The following is an 18714-nucleotide window of genomic DNA, read 5'->3' as shown; positions in this document are numbered from 1 at the left end:
TGGGCTTTTCAGCATTTCAAATACCACTTCAGGGTTTTGTCCATACCGGTTTCAAAGGATTCTTTCGGACAATACCCCAGCTCCGAAGAAATCTTGCCGGCATCAATGGCATACCGCCGGTCATGGCCGGCCCGGTCCTGAACATGAGTAATCAGATCCCTTGATTTTTTGCCTTGACCGAATGGTGATGCGGGAAAACGGTCTGCAAGCCCTTTATTTACTGCAAACAGCCTATCCATACGATCACAAACCAGGTTTACCATATTGATATTGACCGTCTCGTTATTCCCGCCGATATTATAGGTTTCACCGACTTTTCCGCGATGAAGAATCAAATCCACCCCATAGTTGTGATCATCCACATAAAGCCAGTCCCGAATCTGGTTACCGTCGCCGTAAACCGGCAATGGCTTGCCATCAAGAATATTTGAAATCAGCAGGGGAATCAGTTTTTCAGGAAATTGATACGGCCCGAAATTATTGGAGCAATTGCTGGTGGTGACCTGGAGTCCATAAGTCTTGTGATAGGCACGGACCAGGTGGTCGGATGCCGCCTTACTGGCAGCATAGGGCGAGTTGGGGGCATAGGGTGTTGATTCTGAAAAAGGCGGATCATCCGGTTTTAATGTCCCGTAAACCTCATCAGTTGAAATATGATGAAACCGATGATCAGGTGTATGGGAATCCAGCCAGATATTCTTAGCTGCTTTGAGCAGGGAATGGGTTCCGACAATATTGGTATTAATGAATTCATCCGGTCCTGAAATGGACCGATCAACATGGGATTCTGCAGCAAAATGAACAATGGTATTGATTTGATATCTTTTCAACAGGTTTTCAACCAGATCCTGATCCAGAATATTGCCATGAACAAATATAAATTTAGAAAATTTATCTGCCCCGGATAAATTTTCCCTGTTTCCGGCATATGTTAACGCATCCAACACCACAACCCTATCGTCAGGGTATTTATCCAGCCAATAATAGACAAAATTCGTACCGATAAACCCGGCACCACCGGTTACCAAAAGAGTTTTCATCAATTCAGCTCCTTTAGATTCACTTGCTTTAACATGGCCCTTAACTGCACCCGCCAATGAACAGGAGTAATGCCGGTTGCCTGCCACATGGACCGTTTGTCCAGAACTCCGTACATGGGCCGTTTGGCCGGTGTCGGATATTCACTGGTTGATACAGGGAAAATGGGGATTGCCCTGGAAAGCAAGCCCGCATCAAGCCCTTCTTCCTGGATTGCCATGGCAAAATCATACCAGGAGGCAACGCCTGCATCTGTCCAGTGAAATATGCCTTTCACCTCTTTTTCAATCGCCACCCAAATGGCCTTGGCAAGACCCAATGCCCATGTGGGAGACCCGATCTGCTCATCAATAACCTTCAAGCTCTCTTTTTCAGCCATGAGTTTGAGCAGGGTTTTGACAAAATTATGACCATGGGCGGAATACAGCCAGGCTGTCCGGATAATCAATGCAGTACTGCCAATTATTCTCTTAACAGCCCTTTCCCCTTCCAGTTTTGATTTGCCGTAAACAGACCCAGGACAGGGATGATCATACGGAGTATAGGGCTTGAAATTTTCACCGTTAAAAACAAAATCCGTGGAAATATGAACCAGGCTGATCTTGTTTTTTTTTGCTTGCATTGCAAGCTCTGAAACACCATCCCGGTTTAGCTGGTATGCCGCCGCTATTTCCTGCTCTGCCCTGTCAACTGCCGTATACGCCGCCGCATTAATAATGCAGTCCGGTGATGTATCGCGGATACAGCGTTGTATGCTCTGTGTGCTGCAAAGATCAATCCTGGAAGACCCCAGGGCCGTCAATTCAACACTGTCCGATCCGATACTGTCCGGGCAGGTTCGGGCAAGTTCCCATCCCAATTGACCGTTTGCACCGATCACCAACACTTTCATGGATACACCTCGGCTGTGTTAAAGGAGGTGCCAGCCTCATCTTTAGGGGATAATACGGGCTGTGCATCCGTGAACAAAGGCCAGTCAATATTCAATACCGGATCATCCCATCGAATGCATCGCTCACTTTCAGGGTTATAATAATCCGTACATTTATATTCGAATTCCGCTTCATGACTCAGCACATAAAACCCATGGGCAAATCCCGGGGGAACCCACAGCAACTGCTTATTTTCCGAGGACAGCACCACCCCCACCCATTTGCCGAAATTCACAGAAGTTTTACGCAGATCCACGGCAACATCAAACACCGCACCGGATGTGACCCGCACCAGTTTGCCCTGGGGATGACGAATTTGATAATGCAATCCCCTTAATATGCCCCGGGTGGATTTGCTGCAATTGTCCTGGACAAAAGAATAATCCCCCACCTTTTTTTTAAACCCATCCGCACGCCAGGTTTCCATAAAAAAACCCCTCTGATCCGCAAAGATTTTTGGAGTCATTAAAACAACATCGGGTATCGCAAGTGGCTTGTATTTCATTATATTTTCCGTTTGATCAAATCCATTAAATATTGTCCATATCCATTTTTTTGCATACCATGGGCCAATGCTTCAAGTTGATCAATATCAACAAGTCCCATTCTCCAGGCGATTTCTTCAGGACAGGCGATTTTCAACCCCTGGCGATCTTCCATGACCTTCATAAAAATACCGGCATCCAGCAATGATTCATGGGTGCCGGTATCCAGCCAGGCCGTACCCCGACTGAAAAGCTCTACGGTCAAGGCACCTTTGGACAGATAGGCATTGTTGACATCGGTTATTTCAAGTTCACCCCGGGCTGACGGCTGAATCTGTTTGGCAATATCAATCACCTCATTATCATAAAAATAGAGCCCGGTGACGGCATAGTTGGATTTGGGCACATCTGGTTTTTCTTCCAGGCTGGTCACATTTCCATGATCATCAAAGCCCGCCACCCCATACCGTTGGGGGTCTTTCACATAATATCCAAAAATAGTGGCCCCGCTATCATGTTGTGCAATCTTCTGAAAACGAGCGGACAATCCTTCACCATAAAAAATATTATCTCCCAGCACCAGGGTGACCGGATCTTTTCCAATGAACTCTTCTCCAATAATAAAGGCCTGGGCCAGACCATCCGGAGACGGTTGAACCGCATATTGCAGACAAATCCCCCACTGGGAACCATCTTTGAGTACAGCTTTAAAATTCTCCAGATCATGGGGCGTGGTGATGATCAAAATATCTTGTATCCCCGCCAGCATCAACGTTGACAAGGGATAGTAAATCATGGGTTTGTCATAAACCGGCATCAACTGTTTGCTGACTGAATAGGTCAACGGATAAAGCCTGCTGCCCGATCCTCCGGCAAGTATGATTCCTTTACGCATTTTCATTCCTATTAGGTTCAGTCCGAATGTGTGACCCCATATTATTGGGGCATATACTCAGGGACTATTTCCTTGAGAAGGGTTCGAATTTTTTCACCGTCACGGGCCCTGGCCATTTCTATTATGCGGTCGATACTGCCATTAAGCTGGTCTGATTCACCAGCCTGACCCGATAGAACCATGATTTTTTTATGTTCGGTGGGCACAATGTCTTCCCCTTCAAAAATAAGCTCCTCATACAATTTTTCCCCCGGCCTGAGACCCGTATACTCTATTTTGATATCAAATTCCGGCTCAAACCCTGAAAACCGGATCAAATCCCGTGCCATATGGTCTATGTTTACAGGTTCACCCATTTCAAGAATAAAAATCTCACCTCCCTTACTCATTGCACCGGCCTGAAGGATAAGCCGACATGCTTCCGGAATCAGCATAAAATACCTGATAACATCCGGATGGGTAACCGTAACCGGCCCCCCCTGTTTTATCTGTTTTTTAAAAAGGGGGATGACGCTGCCCGCACTGCCGATCACATTACCAAACCTTACTGTAATAAAACTTGTTTTTGAAAGGCTGTGAGCGCTCATATCCTGAATAATCATTTCGGCAATTCTTTTACTTGTGCCCATAATACTGGTTGGATTTACAGCCTTGTCTGTTGATACCAATACAAATTTATCACAATCAAATTTTTCCGACACTTTTGCAACATTCCGGGTTCCCAAAATGTTATTTTCAATCGCTTTCCACGGGTATCCCTCCAGCATGGGAACATGCTTATATGCGGCTGCATGGAAAACAATATGCGGCTGATACTCTTGAAACACTTTCTCAAGTTCATCTTTATTCTGGATATCACCCAGGACCGGGATCACAATAACGTGTTCAAATTCTTTTTTAAGTTCAAGATCAATATCATAAAGCGGACTTTCCGCTCTTTCAAAAAGAATAATCTTATCCGGTTGATAGCTGCATATCTGCCGGCACAATCCTTTCCCGATCGATCCTCCGGCTCCGGTAACAATAATGGTTTTGCTACCCAAATAATTACCTATACTTTCTCTGTCAAGAACAACAGGCTTTCTTCCTAAAAGATCCCGGTATTCAACGTCTCGAATAGACTGAACAGACACTTTCCCATCAATCAGCTCTCCCATACTGGGAACTGTTTTATATTTAAGGCCACAGGTCTTGCAAAGTTCCACAATGGTTCTCATTCGACCGGCACCCAAAGAAGGAATTGCAATAATAGCTTCATCCGCACCAGTGGCTTTAACCACAAATCCGATATTTTCAATCTTGTCTAAAACAGAGACGCCGTGTATTTTCCTGCCAACTCTTCCCGGGTCATCGTCCAGAAAACCCAGCACATTATAATGGATTGATGAATTATAACGAATCTCACGACAAATTTTTTGTCCGCAATCGCCCGCCCCAATGATAATTGTGCCGATCCCCTGCCGATTTTTTATTTTAAAAAAAGAAGATACGCCGTTAATAAAACTTTGCCACCCATTATGTTTACTGAATTTTTCAAAACATAACCTTATAAGCAGCCTCAATCCCATAATAAAAAACAGCGTCAAAAACCAGTCAATAACAAATACAGACCTTGAAATTCCTTCAAACCTGTTCGTGTAGAGAATTAAGACAACAAGAAAAACAGTCCCGGCAGTTGAGGCTTTCCCAATATTTAAAAACTCATTAAGGCTCGAATATCTCCACATTCCCTTATACAAATCAAAAAAGAAAAAACAGAGGAGCTTGACAAATAAAACAACCCCAAGCATCCGGATAAATTTTTCAAATGCCCATTGAGGAATGGAAAATTCAAACCGGATCAAATGTGAAAAATAAAAGGCACAGCATAGCAGCAGAATATCCGCAACAATGATAAGCAGTCGATTCCTGTAAATTTTCATCTTAAATTATCAAATATCCCATACATATATATCAAGAATTTCTTTTGAAGTTACTTTTAATAAATCAATAAGGCATTGTCAATTCCCTGACTGATTATGGCGATGAGAAAAAGCTTCCCCACATTGTTTATCAATAGATACCATGCGATTGCCTTGACAGGGAAACAAATTGCCATTGAAACCAATATATGATACAAACCCTTCATCATCGATAATATTAACATATAGCAATTAAAATAAGGAGTTATAATAAAATGTTTAATAAAATCGAACCTCTGGAACATTCAAAACACCAGGATCTGAGACTGACAAAAACATCCGGATTCACCTTTGCCAAAGATATTTCCGCCGTAAAACTGTCTTTTTCCGAACTGCGGCATGCCTCCCGGTTTTATCCCATTGTCTTCCTGAACAACGCGCCCGGAATCCCCCAGGCACTGCTTTCCCTTGAAATCGGCAAAAACGCCTGTGTGGATGAAGCCGGCAACTGGAAAGTCCCTTATATCCCGGCTTATTTCAGACTTTACCCCTTTACTTTGGCCAAAATCCAGGAACAGGAAGACAAATTTGCCCTGTGCCTGGACCCGGAGGCGGAACATTTCAAATCCGGCATGGGAGACCCCCTGTTTACGGCTGACGGAGCGCCCACCGAGTTTGTCCAAAAAAATATTCTCAATTTCCTGCAGGTCTATCAACAGGAGCTTAAAACCACTCAGGCCCTGTTCAACGCCCTGGAAGAAAAAGAGCTGATTGTGGATAAAGCATTCAAGTACACCCTCAACCAGACGGAAAAAAGCATTAACGGCTTTAAAGGCGTGGACATGGAAAAACTAACTGCTCTTGACGACAAGAGCCTTGCCGACATGGTGAAAAACGGCACTATGGGGCTGGTATACGAACACACCCATTCTCTATCCAATTTTTCCAATTTCCTGGCCCCTGCACCTGCTGCGCCCAAGGGCTAACCTAATTTATTCAAACATTGAGAACCTGGCCTTCGGGCCAGGATTCTTTACTTTTAAAAAAACAAAAACCTTTCCGTTTCTCCGTCACTTGCCAATATAAAAAATATTTTGTACATAAAAAAAGGGATAAACTATGCAAAAAGAATTTTACGTGGTCATTGAAAAAAATGAGGATGGTTTCTTTTGATCTGGGTGTCGAGCCATGAACGTAAATCGTTCATCTGTGAGCCACTATGGACCTGGTGAAATGCCCGCCGCTCATCTGCTGTCATGTTCTGCTCTTTGGCCTAAGCATCCACATGATAAACTTCTGCCAAAGTCTCAATGACATAGCGGCATTCATCCAGGAAGCTGGAGATTACTTCAAAAAAACCCCTGCGGGCATGGGTGATGCAATGGCACAGGATGATTTTAAATTCACTGGACATGTTCCTTGAAAGGGTATCACACATTTGAATAGGAGGGTCTTTTTTTTATCCCGAATTTCAAAAAGAATGATCTCATAGTCCCCTTTCTCGAGCGCATTGGCTTTCACCCTCTGCAAAAGAGCTATGCACTCCACCCAACCGGTGGAAACATCTGTTAAAACAAGTGTATAAAGGAATGATCCTTCCATGCTCCAGCCACAATGTGCAACTAGGTCGGCTTCAAAAAAACCGGGTTCTTCATCTTCCCAATCGGCAAACGTTCTTATTGGAATTTGGTGTTTAAGAAGTTTCCATGATTTGACGGTAGCCAACAATTCTCTTTTTGCATGAACACTCATTGATAACCTCACAATCTACCCTCCGCATTTTATAATTATCTGTTTTGGGTAACATTATTCGTGAGGCAATAGAAGCGCTATGGTTACATTTAACGCGAGTCAATGCGAAGGAAAAAAATATTTGTCGTTGATCAATCCTGATCAGAATTCCATAGAACATAGCAATGGTTGGCATCTGGGCTCTTCCCTCTTAATATTGTATGATCATAAGATTACCATCAATTATACCACGCGTCAATCTTCGAAAGACGGCAGTGACGAGTTTAATGCATAAACTAAAAATAGATCTGTCCCCTTTTTCAATAGGATATGCTTGATATATTTTCCAGAAGCGTGTAGAAAATTTTACATTGATTCTTGTTACTCTTTTCGTTTCCGTGGCCTGCCAGCTACACCAGGTTTTACTCGACGCCCCAGCATTTGAGCCATTTCATCTTGAAAACGATCATTTCCCAATGCGAAATTGCCATTGGTGGCTTTGCGGATGTTATCGATTATACCCGGCTCCAATTGAAAACGAAATAATTCCCGGTAGGCTGTTTGTCTTTCGTTATTTGTTGTTCCCAAAAGTAAGTAAATGGAATGATGACTTAAAATTTCACAGCTTTCACCTTGTGCATTTGTGCGGTAACTGGACCAACGATATTCCCCTGGATGCTCAACCATTTTGGCACGGACTGGATTAAGTTCAATATAACGATGGCATGCCAGAAAATAGTTTTCCTGCTGTATGATGCATGAACGGAAACGCCCTTCCCAGAGTGTTCCACTCCGTTTATATGTTCGATTTATGTACTGAACATAACGCTGTCCCAATCTCTTCATCAATTCTCCGGCACTGCTTTTATCAGCCGGGGTCAAAAGGAGGTGGACGTGGTTGGTCATCAGGGAGAAGGCATGAACCGCACAACCAGAAATCTTAGCATATTCATCTAACCAATCAAGATAGAAGAGATAATCATCATCAGCGAAAAAACATGCTTGGCGGTTGTTGCCCCGCTGAATGATATGGAGTGGAATTCCAGGATAAATTAGTCGAGGTCGTCTTGGCATGGTTACTACTAACTTATTATATGCTCAGTGAATTGTAAAGAAAAAAAACGTGGTCTGTCCCCTTTTCCTAATGTCCCCCTATAAGTATAAAAGGAGCCAGTCCCTTGCGAGACCAGCTCCTGTTTTACTTCTTACCTTCTTACCTGCTCTTATGGGTTTAGGAAAATGCATTATTTACCTGTCCCCAAGTTTCTAAAGCTGAACGCTATGAGCCCTACATCTTGGAGAGGTATGGGGCTTTTTTTGTTAATATCAGTAATATCAGGACATGCATTATTTACCTGTCCCCAAAGCCTTTAATTAGGCGATTTCGAGTGTGCCGTCATCAGAGTTGAAGGAAGCTTCGGACAATTCTACAATTCCTGTGAGCTTAACTACAACATCTGAACCTGCGTCAAAGGCATTTGTTCCATCAGCATCGTTTGTAACGATGTATGTATTACCACTGTGCTGGAACCAAATAGACTCATCTGCATCAGTTTGAGCAAATGCTGCATTTAACCAGTCAGAAGTCGTTGGATCATCAAGCGTCATATTTACTTGTGAAGCTGAAAAGCTTGCTGAGTCAAGTACGAATGTATCACCTGAATTTACGTTGTTGAATGTAGCAAATGCTTCAAGACCAAGTGCAGCTCCAGTAATGTTGAATGTATCATCACCTGCACCACCGTCGATTACTGCAGCAGAAGCGTTTGTTGTTACAACGATAGTATCATCACCTTCACCACCTTCAATGATTGCTCTTGCATCATCAGCGATGATGAAGTCATCAGCAGTACCACCTTTGATTGTCTGGTCTTCTACACTTGTAGCTGCAAATAGGCTACCATCCATATCTGAACCATCAATCATTGTTATTGCTGTTGAAGTTACTGTAGAAGCTTCTGAACCATCTAAACTAGCAAGAAATGTTGCAGTTGTTGCATCATGTGTACGATCAAGCAAGTTGATTGCACCCTCACCACCGATATCGATAGTTTCAACTGAATCACCATCTACTACCAATGTTTGCATATCAAGGGCAGCGTTTTCAGTCGTTGTGATGTTGATTGTTTCTACATCATCAACTTCTAAAGTACCTACATCAATATCACCTGAAGTGATTACATTTAGTGTATCTTCATCACCAGGAGCATCTTTCATGTTTACAGTGAATTTTGTTCCTGCAGCTGCTGCAGCGTTCATTTCAATCGTACCGTCATCTAACATATTATCAAATGTTAGAGTAGTTGCATTTGCACCATCTGTTTGAGCGATAGCACCGATTGTAACACCTGTCGTGTCTGTATCTGCAAAGCTGATTTCTGATTGGTCACCAAAGCTAGTCCACTGAATATCTACTTTTGGTAATGCTGTATTAGCAGTAGGTGCTTCATAAGCTGCATTCCCATGAACAGCAGTTTCTATTGCAGTTGCAACGGCATTGTTTGTTGCCGCATTTCCATTATCTTGATCAGTACCATCAGCAGCTACATCATCAGCGGTTAAAGATACAGTTACGCCACCTACTGTGATATCTCCTGATGGATCAGCGAAAGAAACTCCTGTACTTGTAGTTGTTTCATCTGGCATTGTTCCATTTGTTAAATCTGCAGTACCATCAACAACACTTAATTGTGCAGCTGGTGCTCCATCACGTGTATCATATGTAATAGTAACAGTAGTAGTAGTACCCCCACCATTTGAAGCAGCTACTACTTCTGTTGTTGCAGATCCGCCAACAGTCGGTTTACTTCCAGATAAAGCAGTAACTACTTTATCTGCAATCTGCTGTGAAGTGTCTGTTGCTAATACACTTACAGTAACTCCACCAATAGTAAAATCACCATTTGCATTTGCTGAGATGTTAGTTAAGTCAATTGTTTGTGTTGCGTTTGTTTTATTAGCAACAGCACCTGTTACATCAAATGTTTGAATCTCTTTTGAAGCACCACCACCAGCAGCTAAACCGTTAGTAATAACATAAGATATATCATCCATGTTATCCAGGTCGATTGTACCGTTACTGTTACCTAGTGCTTGACCTACTTCTAATTTCTGGAAGTTAGTGAATTTACCTTCAAATTCAGCTCCACCACCTGCAATAACAGCATCAGCTGCATCCATGTAAAGTGTATTTGATCCAGTTCCACCATCAATTGTTGCACCAGCTAAGTTGATACCACCATCAAGTGTTACTTTATCATCACCTGCACCAGTTGTTACTTTGATATCAGTTTTATTGTCTCCGTCTGTATCTAATACAGTTACAGTATCAGCACCATCAGAGAAGATATACTCTGTAATATCACCAGTTACAGTTGTTCCACCGGCTTCTACAGTTGCTGTAATACCACCAGTGTTTCCTGAAGCATCAAAGCTATTTAATACTAATTCATCTTGCAAGATTGTACCAAAGTCAACTTCGCCTGCACCAGTTATTGAAACGCTCTCTACTGTATTGTTACCAAAGTCTGCATCAGCAGTATTTGATAGGTCTAAATCAGCACCTGCAGCAACTGTTAAGCTTTTCAAGCTTGCAACAACCAAATCAACATCTGATTCATTGTTTTCAGTAGTGATTGTTAGGGTATCTACTTTTGCAGTTTGAGCATCTAAAGTAATATCTGCTGTTGCAGTTGATCCCATGTTATCAAGTATCAGTGCAAGAGTTGTTACATCATCAGTATTTAATTCTGTATCACCAACGCTATCTTTTAGTGTTAATGTTTCTAGTGCGTCAAGTTCATCTGCTGCACCAAGATAAGCATCTTTAAACCCATCAATAGTGATGTTTTTAACAGTTGAATCTACAGCAGCTTTATCATCAACATATACATCGCTTAAAATAACAGCGTTTGCAGTGTCGATAGCAGCTACAGTATTGGTTCCAGCTACGATTGCTGCAGTCGTATCTGGCAAGCTGTTAGCCGCGTCTGAAGAAGCTACAACTATTTTAGTAGCTGTATTCCAGGCTGGAGCTGTAAATGTTACAGTTGCACCGTCTGCTGAATCTGAAGTCCATCCAGAAACATTGTCGAAAGCACCAGTATAGAAACCGTTTGCAGTGCTACCACCAGCATCTTGAGTATCATCTTTTGTTAATCCAGCAAATGCCTCAGCAACTTCAGCAGCTGTCAAACCCCCAGTTTTCGTCGCTTCAAAAGTTAAGTTGTTAACAGTTACTGTTTCACCTTTTGCTAAATCTTTAAAAGTGACATCTTGAGTAGGTAGTACGGCATCAACTTTTGCTTCTTCAAAATCAGTTGTAGTAGTGTTTTGAGTTACCGTTACATCAGTCAATGCTTCGTCAGAAACTACTTTGATATCTTGTCCAGAGTTGTCAATATCATCACCAGCAGTTTTATCTGCTGCTGTTACATCACTGTTTACTGTAATATCAACAGTTGCTCCACCCGTTACAAGGATATCACCTGTATTAGCCATATCTCCACCAGAACCATCAAATGAGTAGTTCTGAGTTACAGAGATATCTCCAGATGCAGTACCATTAGTTGCATCACCAATAGCTGTATCTCCTGTTACAGCAGCTTCTGCACTTAGCGTTACAGCTACATCGGTACCACCTTCTGTGCTAATGGCGTTAGCACCGGAGTTATCTGTATCTGTAATAGTAATAGTTCCTGAAGCATCACCAGCTGCTGCACCATCACCTACAGTGATTGCATTAGCTGCTGTAGCATCAGTTACTGAAACATTTTTACCACCAAAAACTTCAATATCACTGGTTGCGTCAGATACGCTGATATCTACAGTATCGGCTGCTTCAACAAACGCACCTGCAGACTCAATGACATTTAAGTTTTCAAGTCCAGTATAGCTGCTAAAGTCTAGCGGGGTTCCGGTAGCACCTAAATCCACTGCAGAACGGACGTTTACTATTTCAATGTCTGTGAGTGTAGCACTGGGTAAAGCTGCAAGGGCAGTTCCTGCAACACCGACACCATTCAGCACGTTGAGGTTAAAGGTATCATCACCATCACCGCCATCAAGATCATCCAGTGCTGTGAAGGTAGAGGTTACTAAATCAGTTGTACCGTCTATAGTACCTCTATAAGTATCATCATAATCAGTACCGGTGTACTCGGGTGCTTCATCAATACCTGTGGTCAGAGTAAAAGTACCAGCACCGTCAGTAAGAGTCCCCTCTGCAGTATAGGTTTCGGCATTAACAACAGCTTCTACCGAGTATGTTTCGTCATACTCAGTCAAGCCATCATTCGCACCAGTCACGTTAAATGTCGCACTGGTTGTACCCTCAAGAATCGTTACGGTTTTTGCAGCAAATGTACCGCTAGCAAAGTCATCCAAGTTGGTCAGTGTGCCGCCCTGATCATCAGCATTTACATCACCAGCATAAACATTGACTGTCACTACGGTATCTTCTGTTACAGCTTGACTTGCCTCAATGGTAAATACCTTTGCTACGCCTTCAGGTGTTGCAGTGGCATCAGTAGTCAACGTATAAGTAAGTGCTTCAGAGGTATCATTAACTGCTACAGATGCAGCAGCACCATCAGCAAGAGTTACGGTTAAAGTCTCAGCACCTTCAGTTGTTGCATCCTCTTTCAGAGCAACAGAAATCGTTGCTGTAAGATCAGCACCGAGAGTAGCTGTTCCAGTTAATACACCATCTTCTATATCGTCAGCATCAACACCGGTAATTGTATAGTCTACGGTATCTCCTTCAGCTTGAGTTGAATCACCTGTTACGGTAAATGTAGCTGTTGCACCTTCATCTACTGAAGTTGCATCAGAAGTCAGCGTAAAGATTGAACCCGCTGCTTCAATCTCAGCAATAGAAGCTTCCACTGTCGTAGACAAGTCAGTAATTAATGGAACCGCTGTGCGGATATCACTGCTTGCTGCAGACAATACCAGCGCTACAGCAATTCCACCATCCTGACCTGCTTCAATCATTTGCTGCAATCTTGCAGCGGTTATCGTTTGAATTGGAGTACTCATAGTTACACCAGTCGATGTAAGAACAGACTCCAAAAGGTTTGCACCTGTAATCGTAGCCATTTTTTTCTCCTAAATCTAATATTTCAATAAATTCTACTATCGTGTGCCTTCAATCATATTAAAGGCACACAACTTTTATAACTATTTAAATGATGAAATCACCAAAGGCAGCGTCAAGGACAGCAAGCTGAGCATCAACAGTTCCTGCAAGGACCACATCAGCAACAACGGTTGCATCAACACCTTCAAGATTAATCAACCAGCTTGGGGCGTAATCAGTCAAATCCCCAGCAATGAAATTGATCTCAGTGGTACCTGTAGTTGTAATAATGTAATCAGCTGATGTATAAGTGGCTTCATCAATATCAATTGAATCGCCATTAGCAAACCCTGTGATAGTGGCAATCAAAACACCGGTACCCATATTAGCTGCATATGCATTGTCACCAGTTGTTGCATCATATGTCTGAAGGTCTTCCATAGTAACCAGATTGTCATAACCACTAGGAACATCGGCAGCAGTGGTAAAGGTAAAGCTGGTGCTGTCAAGGATACCTGCGAAGGCATTACCGGCTGAATCAACAACGGCAGTTGCCTGAACAAGAACACTGTATTCATGTCCGGCAACCAGATCGGTTGCAGGGTTAAGTGTCACGGTTGTACCGTTAAATGTTGCGGCAGAACCAGTAGCTGGAATTACAACAGCGCTAGCGGTAGTATCGGTAAGATCGTTTATTCTGAAAGCACCTGTTCCAGCAGCCACAGTCTCGTCAAAGGTCAGCACAAGGTTAGCGCCGACTGCAACATCAGTTGCATCATCAACAGGGCTTAAGCTTACAAGGGTCGGAGCAGTGGTATCAACTGGAGGATCAACAACCACGCCGCCATCAAGCTCAGTTTGGAATGCAGTTTCTAACGCGGCAACAGCAGCAACATAATCCGTAGATCCGGCAACATTCAAGTTAACACTCGCACCAAAGTCAAGCGTACCTAACAATGTAGCACTTGTATCAAAATCATCAGTATCAGCAACAATAGCACCCGTAGTAGCATCAACAGTCGTACTCAATGAGAATACTTTATATTCACCTTCATTAAGATTATTCTCAACCATAACAATATGTTTCTGAGTGGTTCCTATGAATGCAGTCGTCAAATCAGCAGGAGACAACAAAGCTCTGGTAAGATTACCGTAATCGCTGGCGCCACCAACACTATTAAATGCGGCAACCAAGTTTGTAGCAGTTAAGCTGTCAAATGTATCAGTCGCATTTTCAACAAATCTTATGACATTTACAGAGTTTGCAGCAGCTATATTTGTGTTTGTTTTACTACCGGCAGCAACTGTGCCGGTAAATGCTTCCGCGCCATTTACAATGTTGACAGTCGTTGCAATAGGCGTTGCTGAATCAGTAGTTGTTGTAGTTGTAGACGGGTCTGTAGTGTTTGTTAAATACGCAGAGAAATCCAATGCATTTAAACCGACATCAGCACCATTATTAGCAGCAACAGCATTTGTAGCTTCATTATGGAAGTTTACAACACTTACTTTACCAAATGTTTCACTAATTTTGATTGTGTTAATGTTGTTGTCTCTTGAATGTAAAACAACAAGGTCATTAGCTCCATCACCCAAATCGATAGTAGAAAGGTTATAACCTGTAGTTGAATCTGATGAACCACCCAATGAGTATGACTGATAAAGAGCGCCACCATCAAAAATATCTGTTCCTGCATCTGTAGTTCCGGCTGTAAGCGCAACATCATGAGAAATGTTTTTAGTTGTCCACGTTGCTTCAGTTGAACCGCCATCCTGGTCTATTGAACCATAGAAATCATTCATAAGATCCGTGTTGGTGGCAATTAATGCCGCTGTATCCAACTCATCCGAATCTAATGTGGTTGTTGCAATCAATCCTGCTTCCAGTGCGTCAACATCTGCAGAAGCAATCAAAACATTACTTCCATCTGTTGCTGTAGAACCGGTTGCTATTAACTGAGGCTGATAGATAGCAATCGCCAATGAATTATCACCACCAACATTTGAGGTAATCGTGATTTGCTGCTCTCCAGTACCTGAAGTCACATTTAATAACTTGGTTAACTCAGGGTTAGCAGCAATGGCAGCTTCAATAGCCTTATTAATTGTTAACTGATTGGCGATGAAGTTTCCTGCTGAATCAGTATCAATTGAAACAGTTTCTTCAAAACCTGCAAATGAAAGTGTTAAAGTCGCATTATATAAAACACGTCCGGTTGCCGCTGTATCGGAACCAACACCATCAACACCGAATCCGGCACCAAAGGTATCAACACCCGTAGCATTACCAAATGTCCAAGTACCGGTTGTTGCACTACCATTATTATCAACAGAGTTGATTCTAACATAGTCGGACTCAGAACCTGTTGTAATATCAAATGTACCATAACCATTAAGGTGAACTGTATCCGCACCCGTTGATGTATCGATATCCAAGTTATCCAACAAAGCCATGGTTGCTACAGAAACGCCGTCTGGAGCTGTTTCCGAGACCATGTTGACGGTAACAGTGTCGGCACCGCCGTTAGTAGTTACAGCAAAACTTGTTCCGGTTGTATCAACAGCATCACCATCCAAAGCAACAGTGATTGTGTCAGTACCTGCGCCAGTAGTATTAGTGAATACACTTTTTTCAGTACCGTCGATGTTGGCGTTGTAAGTTACATCACCGCCACCTATGGCTGAGAATGTATCAACGTTTAACGCAGCAGTAACTTGACCGATATTTAAATCGCCCGATAATCCATCGGCATTCAAGATCGACAAGTCGCCGCCAAAGGGCGTGAGACCAGCGCTGCCTTCAACAACCAGATCTCCGTTATCCGTTGAGCTGTCACCGTCATTTTTAATGTAAACATTCTCAAGGGTATTGTTGGTAGAGTCGATTACCCCAAGTTCACTTGAACGCAGAACAGTGATGTCAAACTGCTCAACACCTGTTGAGTCAGAAGTCAGGCCTGTGGACAGACCACCGACGATAAGATCTCCACCCATTGAACCACGACCTACATCATCAAGAATGATGGTACTGGTGACAAGTGAGCTGGAACTTGTAGGACTTACAAGACTCTGGGATACATAAATTTCAGAAGTAGCAGGCACGACACCGTCGGCTGACCAACCCTGTTCTGTGAATACTTCTGAACCTGAGTTCGTTAATACGATTCTATCTCCTGTTAACGTAGTTCCTGAATCAGAGTCTATAGTAGTGAAAGTTCCGCTCTTTGCTGCAGTTACTGTATCATCAATGCCTTCAACGACCAGGGCAGCCTGAACTGCGGCTAAAAGCTGATCATAAGTGTTAATATCTTCTACGTTTAAAAGCTCAAGTCGAATACTTGTAGCCCCAAGGTCAAAATGAATGAAATTATATGGATTGTCTGAAAGTGGATCGTTTCCTAATGCTGCAGCCTTAACGTCCATAATATCAAGATTGATGGAACCGCCGGAGGTCGTGGTTGCGCTGGCACGAAGTGAGGGCTGGTCAAAATAGAGACTAAAGTCAACATCGCCGGGATCAGTTTGAACCATGGCAACAGTGATATCTTTTGTGATTTGATCAGCATCGATACGAACGTCTTCAATGATCAAGTCGGCACGAGAGTTGTCAGACGCATAATAGTCCGTCCCCACCATGCGCTGAGCATCAATCTGAACATCTGCTGTCATATTATTGTCATTTGTATCAGCAGCTATAGCTTGAGCCCGAACAGTGAATTTCTCAATGCTGTTTGTGTCTAAGGTGATTGCGAAATCCTGTGAGTTTCCGATATCACTATACAATGAATCCGTTCCTGCGCCACCTTTAAGTACGTCACCGGACTGGGCTGTATTCTGATTATCAAAGATGTATCCCAAAAATGTGTCATCCTCAGCTGTTCCCGTGAGAATATCCTGATTTACAGTCAAATAAGCCAAGCTCTGGGTACCGCTTGTTATGCCGGTAGTGGGTGATGTTCCATCATCCGTAGCATCTGCACTACTGGAGATTAATGCAAAAGCAGTAGCAAGACTTGAGGCACTATCATCAACATCGGCAATATAACCGGCAAAAACAGCAAGGGCCGCATCAGTATCTGCAATTGTCTGTATTGTATCGGCAGCATAATTGGACACACTCACTTTATTATTAAAAGTAGTCTGAGCTGCTCCGGCATTTGCAGCGCTTTGCGCAGCATCTATAATTTCGGCGACCACCTGGCCCTTACTCACGCCTGAATCCAGCCGAGCAGTCCAATAGTCCTGTCCTTCTTCATCAGCAAAATAGGATTTTTCAAAAACATTTGTATAAATGTGTTCTATAAAGTCAGCATTATTATTCATTGTTGCGCCAAAATAGTCAATTGCTGCTTGACTGGCCAGCATTGCGTTTGCTCCGCTCGCCAAATCGGAAGCAGCAGCTTGCCAATACGTATTACCTTCACCCTCGGATGCTCTACCAAGAACAGCTACATACAATTGTGAAACCTGGGTCTGAGTTAAAGCCATTTAAAATCTCCTTCTAAAACAATAATTAAGTAAAATTTTGCAAAATTAAAAAAAACACCTTTACAATGTTATCCTTTCCATGAAGTTTATTATTATTCAATTTACCCATCAGAAAGGCTATAGCCAAACAAATAGTTCAAATTTATGCAATGAACGTACCAATTGACAAAAATTATTACTTTCTGAATTTATCGATGTGGTCTTCCAAATATTTTACCCCGGAATATGCAACCAGAGTCGAACCAATGATTATCACCGGAATATATGCCGCGGGGTACTCTTTTGTCAAACCGGTATGATCCAGCAACCATATCATTAAAAAATGGCTTAAAAAAACGCCATAGGAAAGGGATCCTAGAAGGCCGTTCCAAGGCAGTTTCACCCGAAGTTTACCCATAAGACGGACAAGGGGGATGCCTACGAGGATACCGATGAATGTCTCCCGGGTATAAGCCGGGCTGAAAAGGTTTTGCCGGGAAAACACTGCACACAGGACTGCGGTAAGGAACCACAGAAGCCATGGATAGAGGGTGTCAAAGTCAAATCGAAACCGGCTTTGGGCTGCCCTGCCGGCCTGGAGGGAAGCTCCTGCCACAAAAACAAAAAAAACCCCGAAGATCAGCCGGTAGCCAAAGTAATCCGGGTGAATCACGCAAAGGTTGGCCAGCAGGTAAACCCCGAAAGAAGCGGCGGCCAGCAGGAGTTTGAGCTGTTTCTTCATCAGTACCAGGGGCAAAAGCACATAAGCCTGCAGTTCTGCGCCCAGGGACCAGGCAGGCGGAACCAGGCACCAGTCGGGCTTTGTCAGAATGGTGGTGTCCACAACCATATAATAATTCAACGGCACCACCAGAAAATTACCCGCCAGTTTCAAAAAGGAGAATTCGGGTTTGGCATAGCCCGTAACAACCAGGAAAACAAGGGTTAGCAAGGAAACATAGATGTAAAGGGGAAATATTCTCAGCGCCCTGTCCGTATAAAATTTTGCCAGCTTTCCCGGCCCGCAAGGAAGGATATCCGACCACAGACGGGACACCACATGGCCTGCCAGCAGATAAAATATCACCACGGCAATCACCCCTGGATTGAGTCCGTAAAATCTTATGCCCACATGGGAAATAACAACTAAAAAAGATAAAAAAAATCTTAGGTATCCAAACATGAA

11 protein-coding genes and 1 pseudogene are annotated in these 18714 nt (G+C 43.1%); 2 read left to right on the top strand and 10 right to left on the bottom strand.

From position 1 onward, the window contains the following. Nucleotides 1-8: 8 nt before the first annotated feature. Genes rfbB through BLT94_RS01785 form a run of 5 tightly spaced genes read right to left on the bottom strand, consistent with a single transcriptional unit; the run spans nucleotide 9 to nucleotide 5272 of the window. The gene (gene rfbB / locus BLT94_RS01805; RefSeq protein WP_092229840.1) at nucleotides 9-1040 is read right to left on the bottom strand and encodes a dTDP-glucose 4,6-dehydratase; all 1032 of its coding nucleotides are present in this window, start codon (nucleotides 1038-1040) and stop codon (nucleotides 9-11) included. Beyond that, nucleotides 1040-1930, bottom strand: coding sequence for a dTDP-4-dehydrorhamnose reductase (gene rfbD, locus BLT94_RS01800; RefSeq protein ID WP_092229839.1), 891 nt, complete (start codon nucleotides 1928-1930; stop codon nucleotides 1040-1042). Before rfbD ends, rfbB begins: the two co-directional genes overlap by 1 nt. Continuing rightward, nucleotides 1927-2475, bottom strand: coding sequence for a dTDP-4-dehydrorhamnose 3,5-epimerase (rfbC, locus tag BLT94_RS01795; protein ID WP_092229837.1), 549 nt, complete (start codon nucleotides 2473-2475; stop codon nucleotides 1927-1929). Before rfbC ends, rfbD begins: the two co-directional genes overlap by 4 nt. Continuing rightward, entirely contained in the window at nucleotides 2475-3350 is an 876-nt protein-coding gene (gene rfbA, locus BLT94_RS01790) for a glucose-1-phosphate thymidylyltransferase RfbA (protein ID WP_092229835.1), read from the bottom strand. Before rfbA ends, rfbC begins: the two co-directional genes overlap by 1 nt. 41 nt (nucleotides 3351-3391) lie before the next feature. Then, the gene (locus tag BLT94_RS01785) at nucleotides 3392-5272 is read right to left on the bottom strand and encodes a nucleoside-diphosphate sugar epimerase/dehydratase (protein WP_092229833.1); all 1881 of its coding nucleotides are present in this window, start codon (nucleotides 5270-5272) and stop codon (nucleotides 3392-3394) included. A 254-nt stretch (nucleotides 5273-5526) separates the two neighbouring features. Between BLT94_RS01785 and BLT94_RS01780 the strand changes: the two genes are divergently transcribed. Continuing rightward, complete coding sequence (locus tag BLT94_RS01780) at nucleotides 5527-6237, top strand: SapC family protein (RefSeq protein WP_092229830.1); 711 nt, start codon at nucleotides 5527-5529, stop codon at nucleotides 6235-6237. A gap of 182 nt (nucleotides 6238-6419) precedes the next feature. Here BLT94_RS01780 and BLT94_RS22730 read toward each other — a convergent pair. Further along, nucleotides 6420-6790: pseudogene (locus tag BLT94_RS22730) on the bottom strand (IS66 family transposase); the annotation flags it as partial. Between the two features lie 292 nt (nucleotides 6791-7082). On the opposite strand from BLT94_RS22730, the gene BLT94_RS21745 reads away from it, so the two are divergent. After that, entirely contained in the window at nucleotides 7083-7277 is a 195-nt protein-coding gene (locus BLT94_RS21745; protein WP_139168964.1) for a hypothetical protein, read from the top strand. An 86-nt stretch (nucleotides 7278-7363) separates the two neighbouring features. Here the strand turns inward: BLT94_RS21745 and BLT94_RS01770 are convergent, their stop codons facing one another. The 4 genes from BLT94_RS01770 to BLT94_RS01755 all read right to left on the bottom strand — a co-directional run bounded on the left by BLT94_RS01770 (nucleotide 7364) and on the right by BLT94_RS01755 (nucleotide 18711). Beyond that, a complete protein-coding gene (locus BLT94_RS01770) occupies nucleotides 7364-8056 on the bottom strand; it encodes a transposase (protein ID WP_092229828.1) in 693 nt (230 codons plus the stop codon). A 300-nt stretch (nucleotides 8057-8356) separates the two neighbouring features. Further along, complete coding sequence (locus BLT94_RS01765) at nucleotides 8357-13081, bottom strand: beta strand repeat-containing protein (RefSeq protein WP_092229826.1); 4725 nt, start codon at nucleotides 13079-13081, stop codon at nucleotides 8357-8359. An 85-nt stretch (nucleotides 13082-13166) separates the two neighbouring features. Next, a complete protein-coding gene (locus BLT94_RS01760) occupies nucleotides 13167-17549 on the bottom strand; it encodes an Ig-like domain-containing protein (protein ID WP_092229824.1) in 4383 nt (1460 codons plus the stop codon). Nucleotides 17550-17724: 175 nt separating this feature from the next. Continuing rightward, nucleotides 17725-18711: an acyltransferase family protein gene (locus tag BLT94_RS01755; RefSeq protein ID WP_092229822.1), complete on the bottom strand. Its 987-nt coding sequence runs from the start codon at nucleotides 18709-18711 to the stop codon at nucleotides 17725-17727. Between the last annotated feature and the right edge of the window lie 3 nt (nucleotides 18712-18714).

This window comes from Desulfobacula phenolica (genome assembly GCF_900105645.1).
GTDB lineage: Bacteria > Desulfobacterota > Desulfobacteria > Desulfobacterales > Desulfobacteraceae > Desulfobacula > Desulfobacula toluolica.
Note: the sequence above shows the minus strand (reverse complement) of the source record. Positions and strands in the feature narration are given on the sequence as shown.

Bases quoted from the DNA above. Each gene is read 5' to 3' on its own strand.
- rfbD (WP_092229839.1), bottom strand. From the start codon at position 1,930: ATGAAAGTGTTGGTGATCGGTGCAAACGGTCAATTGGGATGGGAACTT.
- rfbA (WP_092229835.1), bottom strand. From the start codon at position 3,350: ATGCGTAAAGGAATCATACTTGCCGGAGGATCGGGCAGCAGGCTTTAT.
- rfbB (WP_092229840.1), bottom strand. From the start codon at position 1,040: ATGAAAACTCTTTTGGTAACCGGTGGTGCCGGGTTTATCGGTACGAAT.
- BLT94_RS01770 (WP_092229828.1), bottom strand. From the start codon at position 8,056: ATGCCAAGACGACCTCGACTAATTTATCCTGGAATTCCACTCCATATC.
- BLT94_RS01765 (WP_092229826.1), bottom strand. From the start codon at position 13,081: ATGGCTACGATTACAGGTGCAAACCTTTTGGAGTCTGTTCTTACATCG.
- BLT94_RS01785 (WP_092229833.1), bottom strand. From the start codon at position 5,272: ATGAAAATTTACAGGAATCGACTGCTTATCATTGTTGCGGATATTCTG.
- BLT94_RS01780 (WP_092229830.1), top strand. From the start codon at position 5,527: ATGTTTAATAAAATCGAACCTCTGGAACATTCAAAACACCAGGATCTG.
- BLT94_RS01755 (WP_092229822.1), bottom strand. From the start codon at position 18,711: ATGTTTGGATACCTAAGATTTTTTTTATCTTTTTTAGTTGTTATTTCC.
- BLT94_RS01760 (WP_092229824.1), bottom strand. From the start codon at position 17,549: ATGGCTTTAACTCAGACCCAGGTTTCACAATTGTATGTAGCTGTTCTT.
- BLT94_RS21745 (WP_139168964.1), top strand. From the start codon at position 7,083: ATGGTTACATTTAACGCGAGTCAATGCGAAGGAAAAAAATATTTGTCG.
- rfbC (WP_092229837.1), bottom strand. From the start codon at position 2,475: ATGAAATACAAGCCACTTGCGATACCCGATGTTGTTTTAATGACTCCA.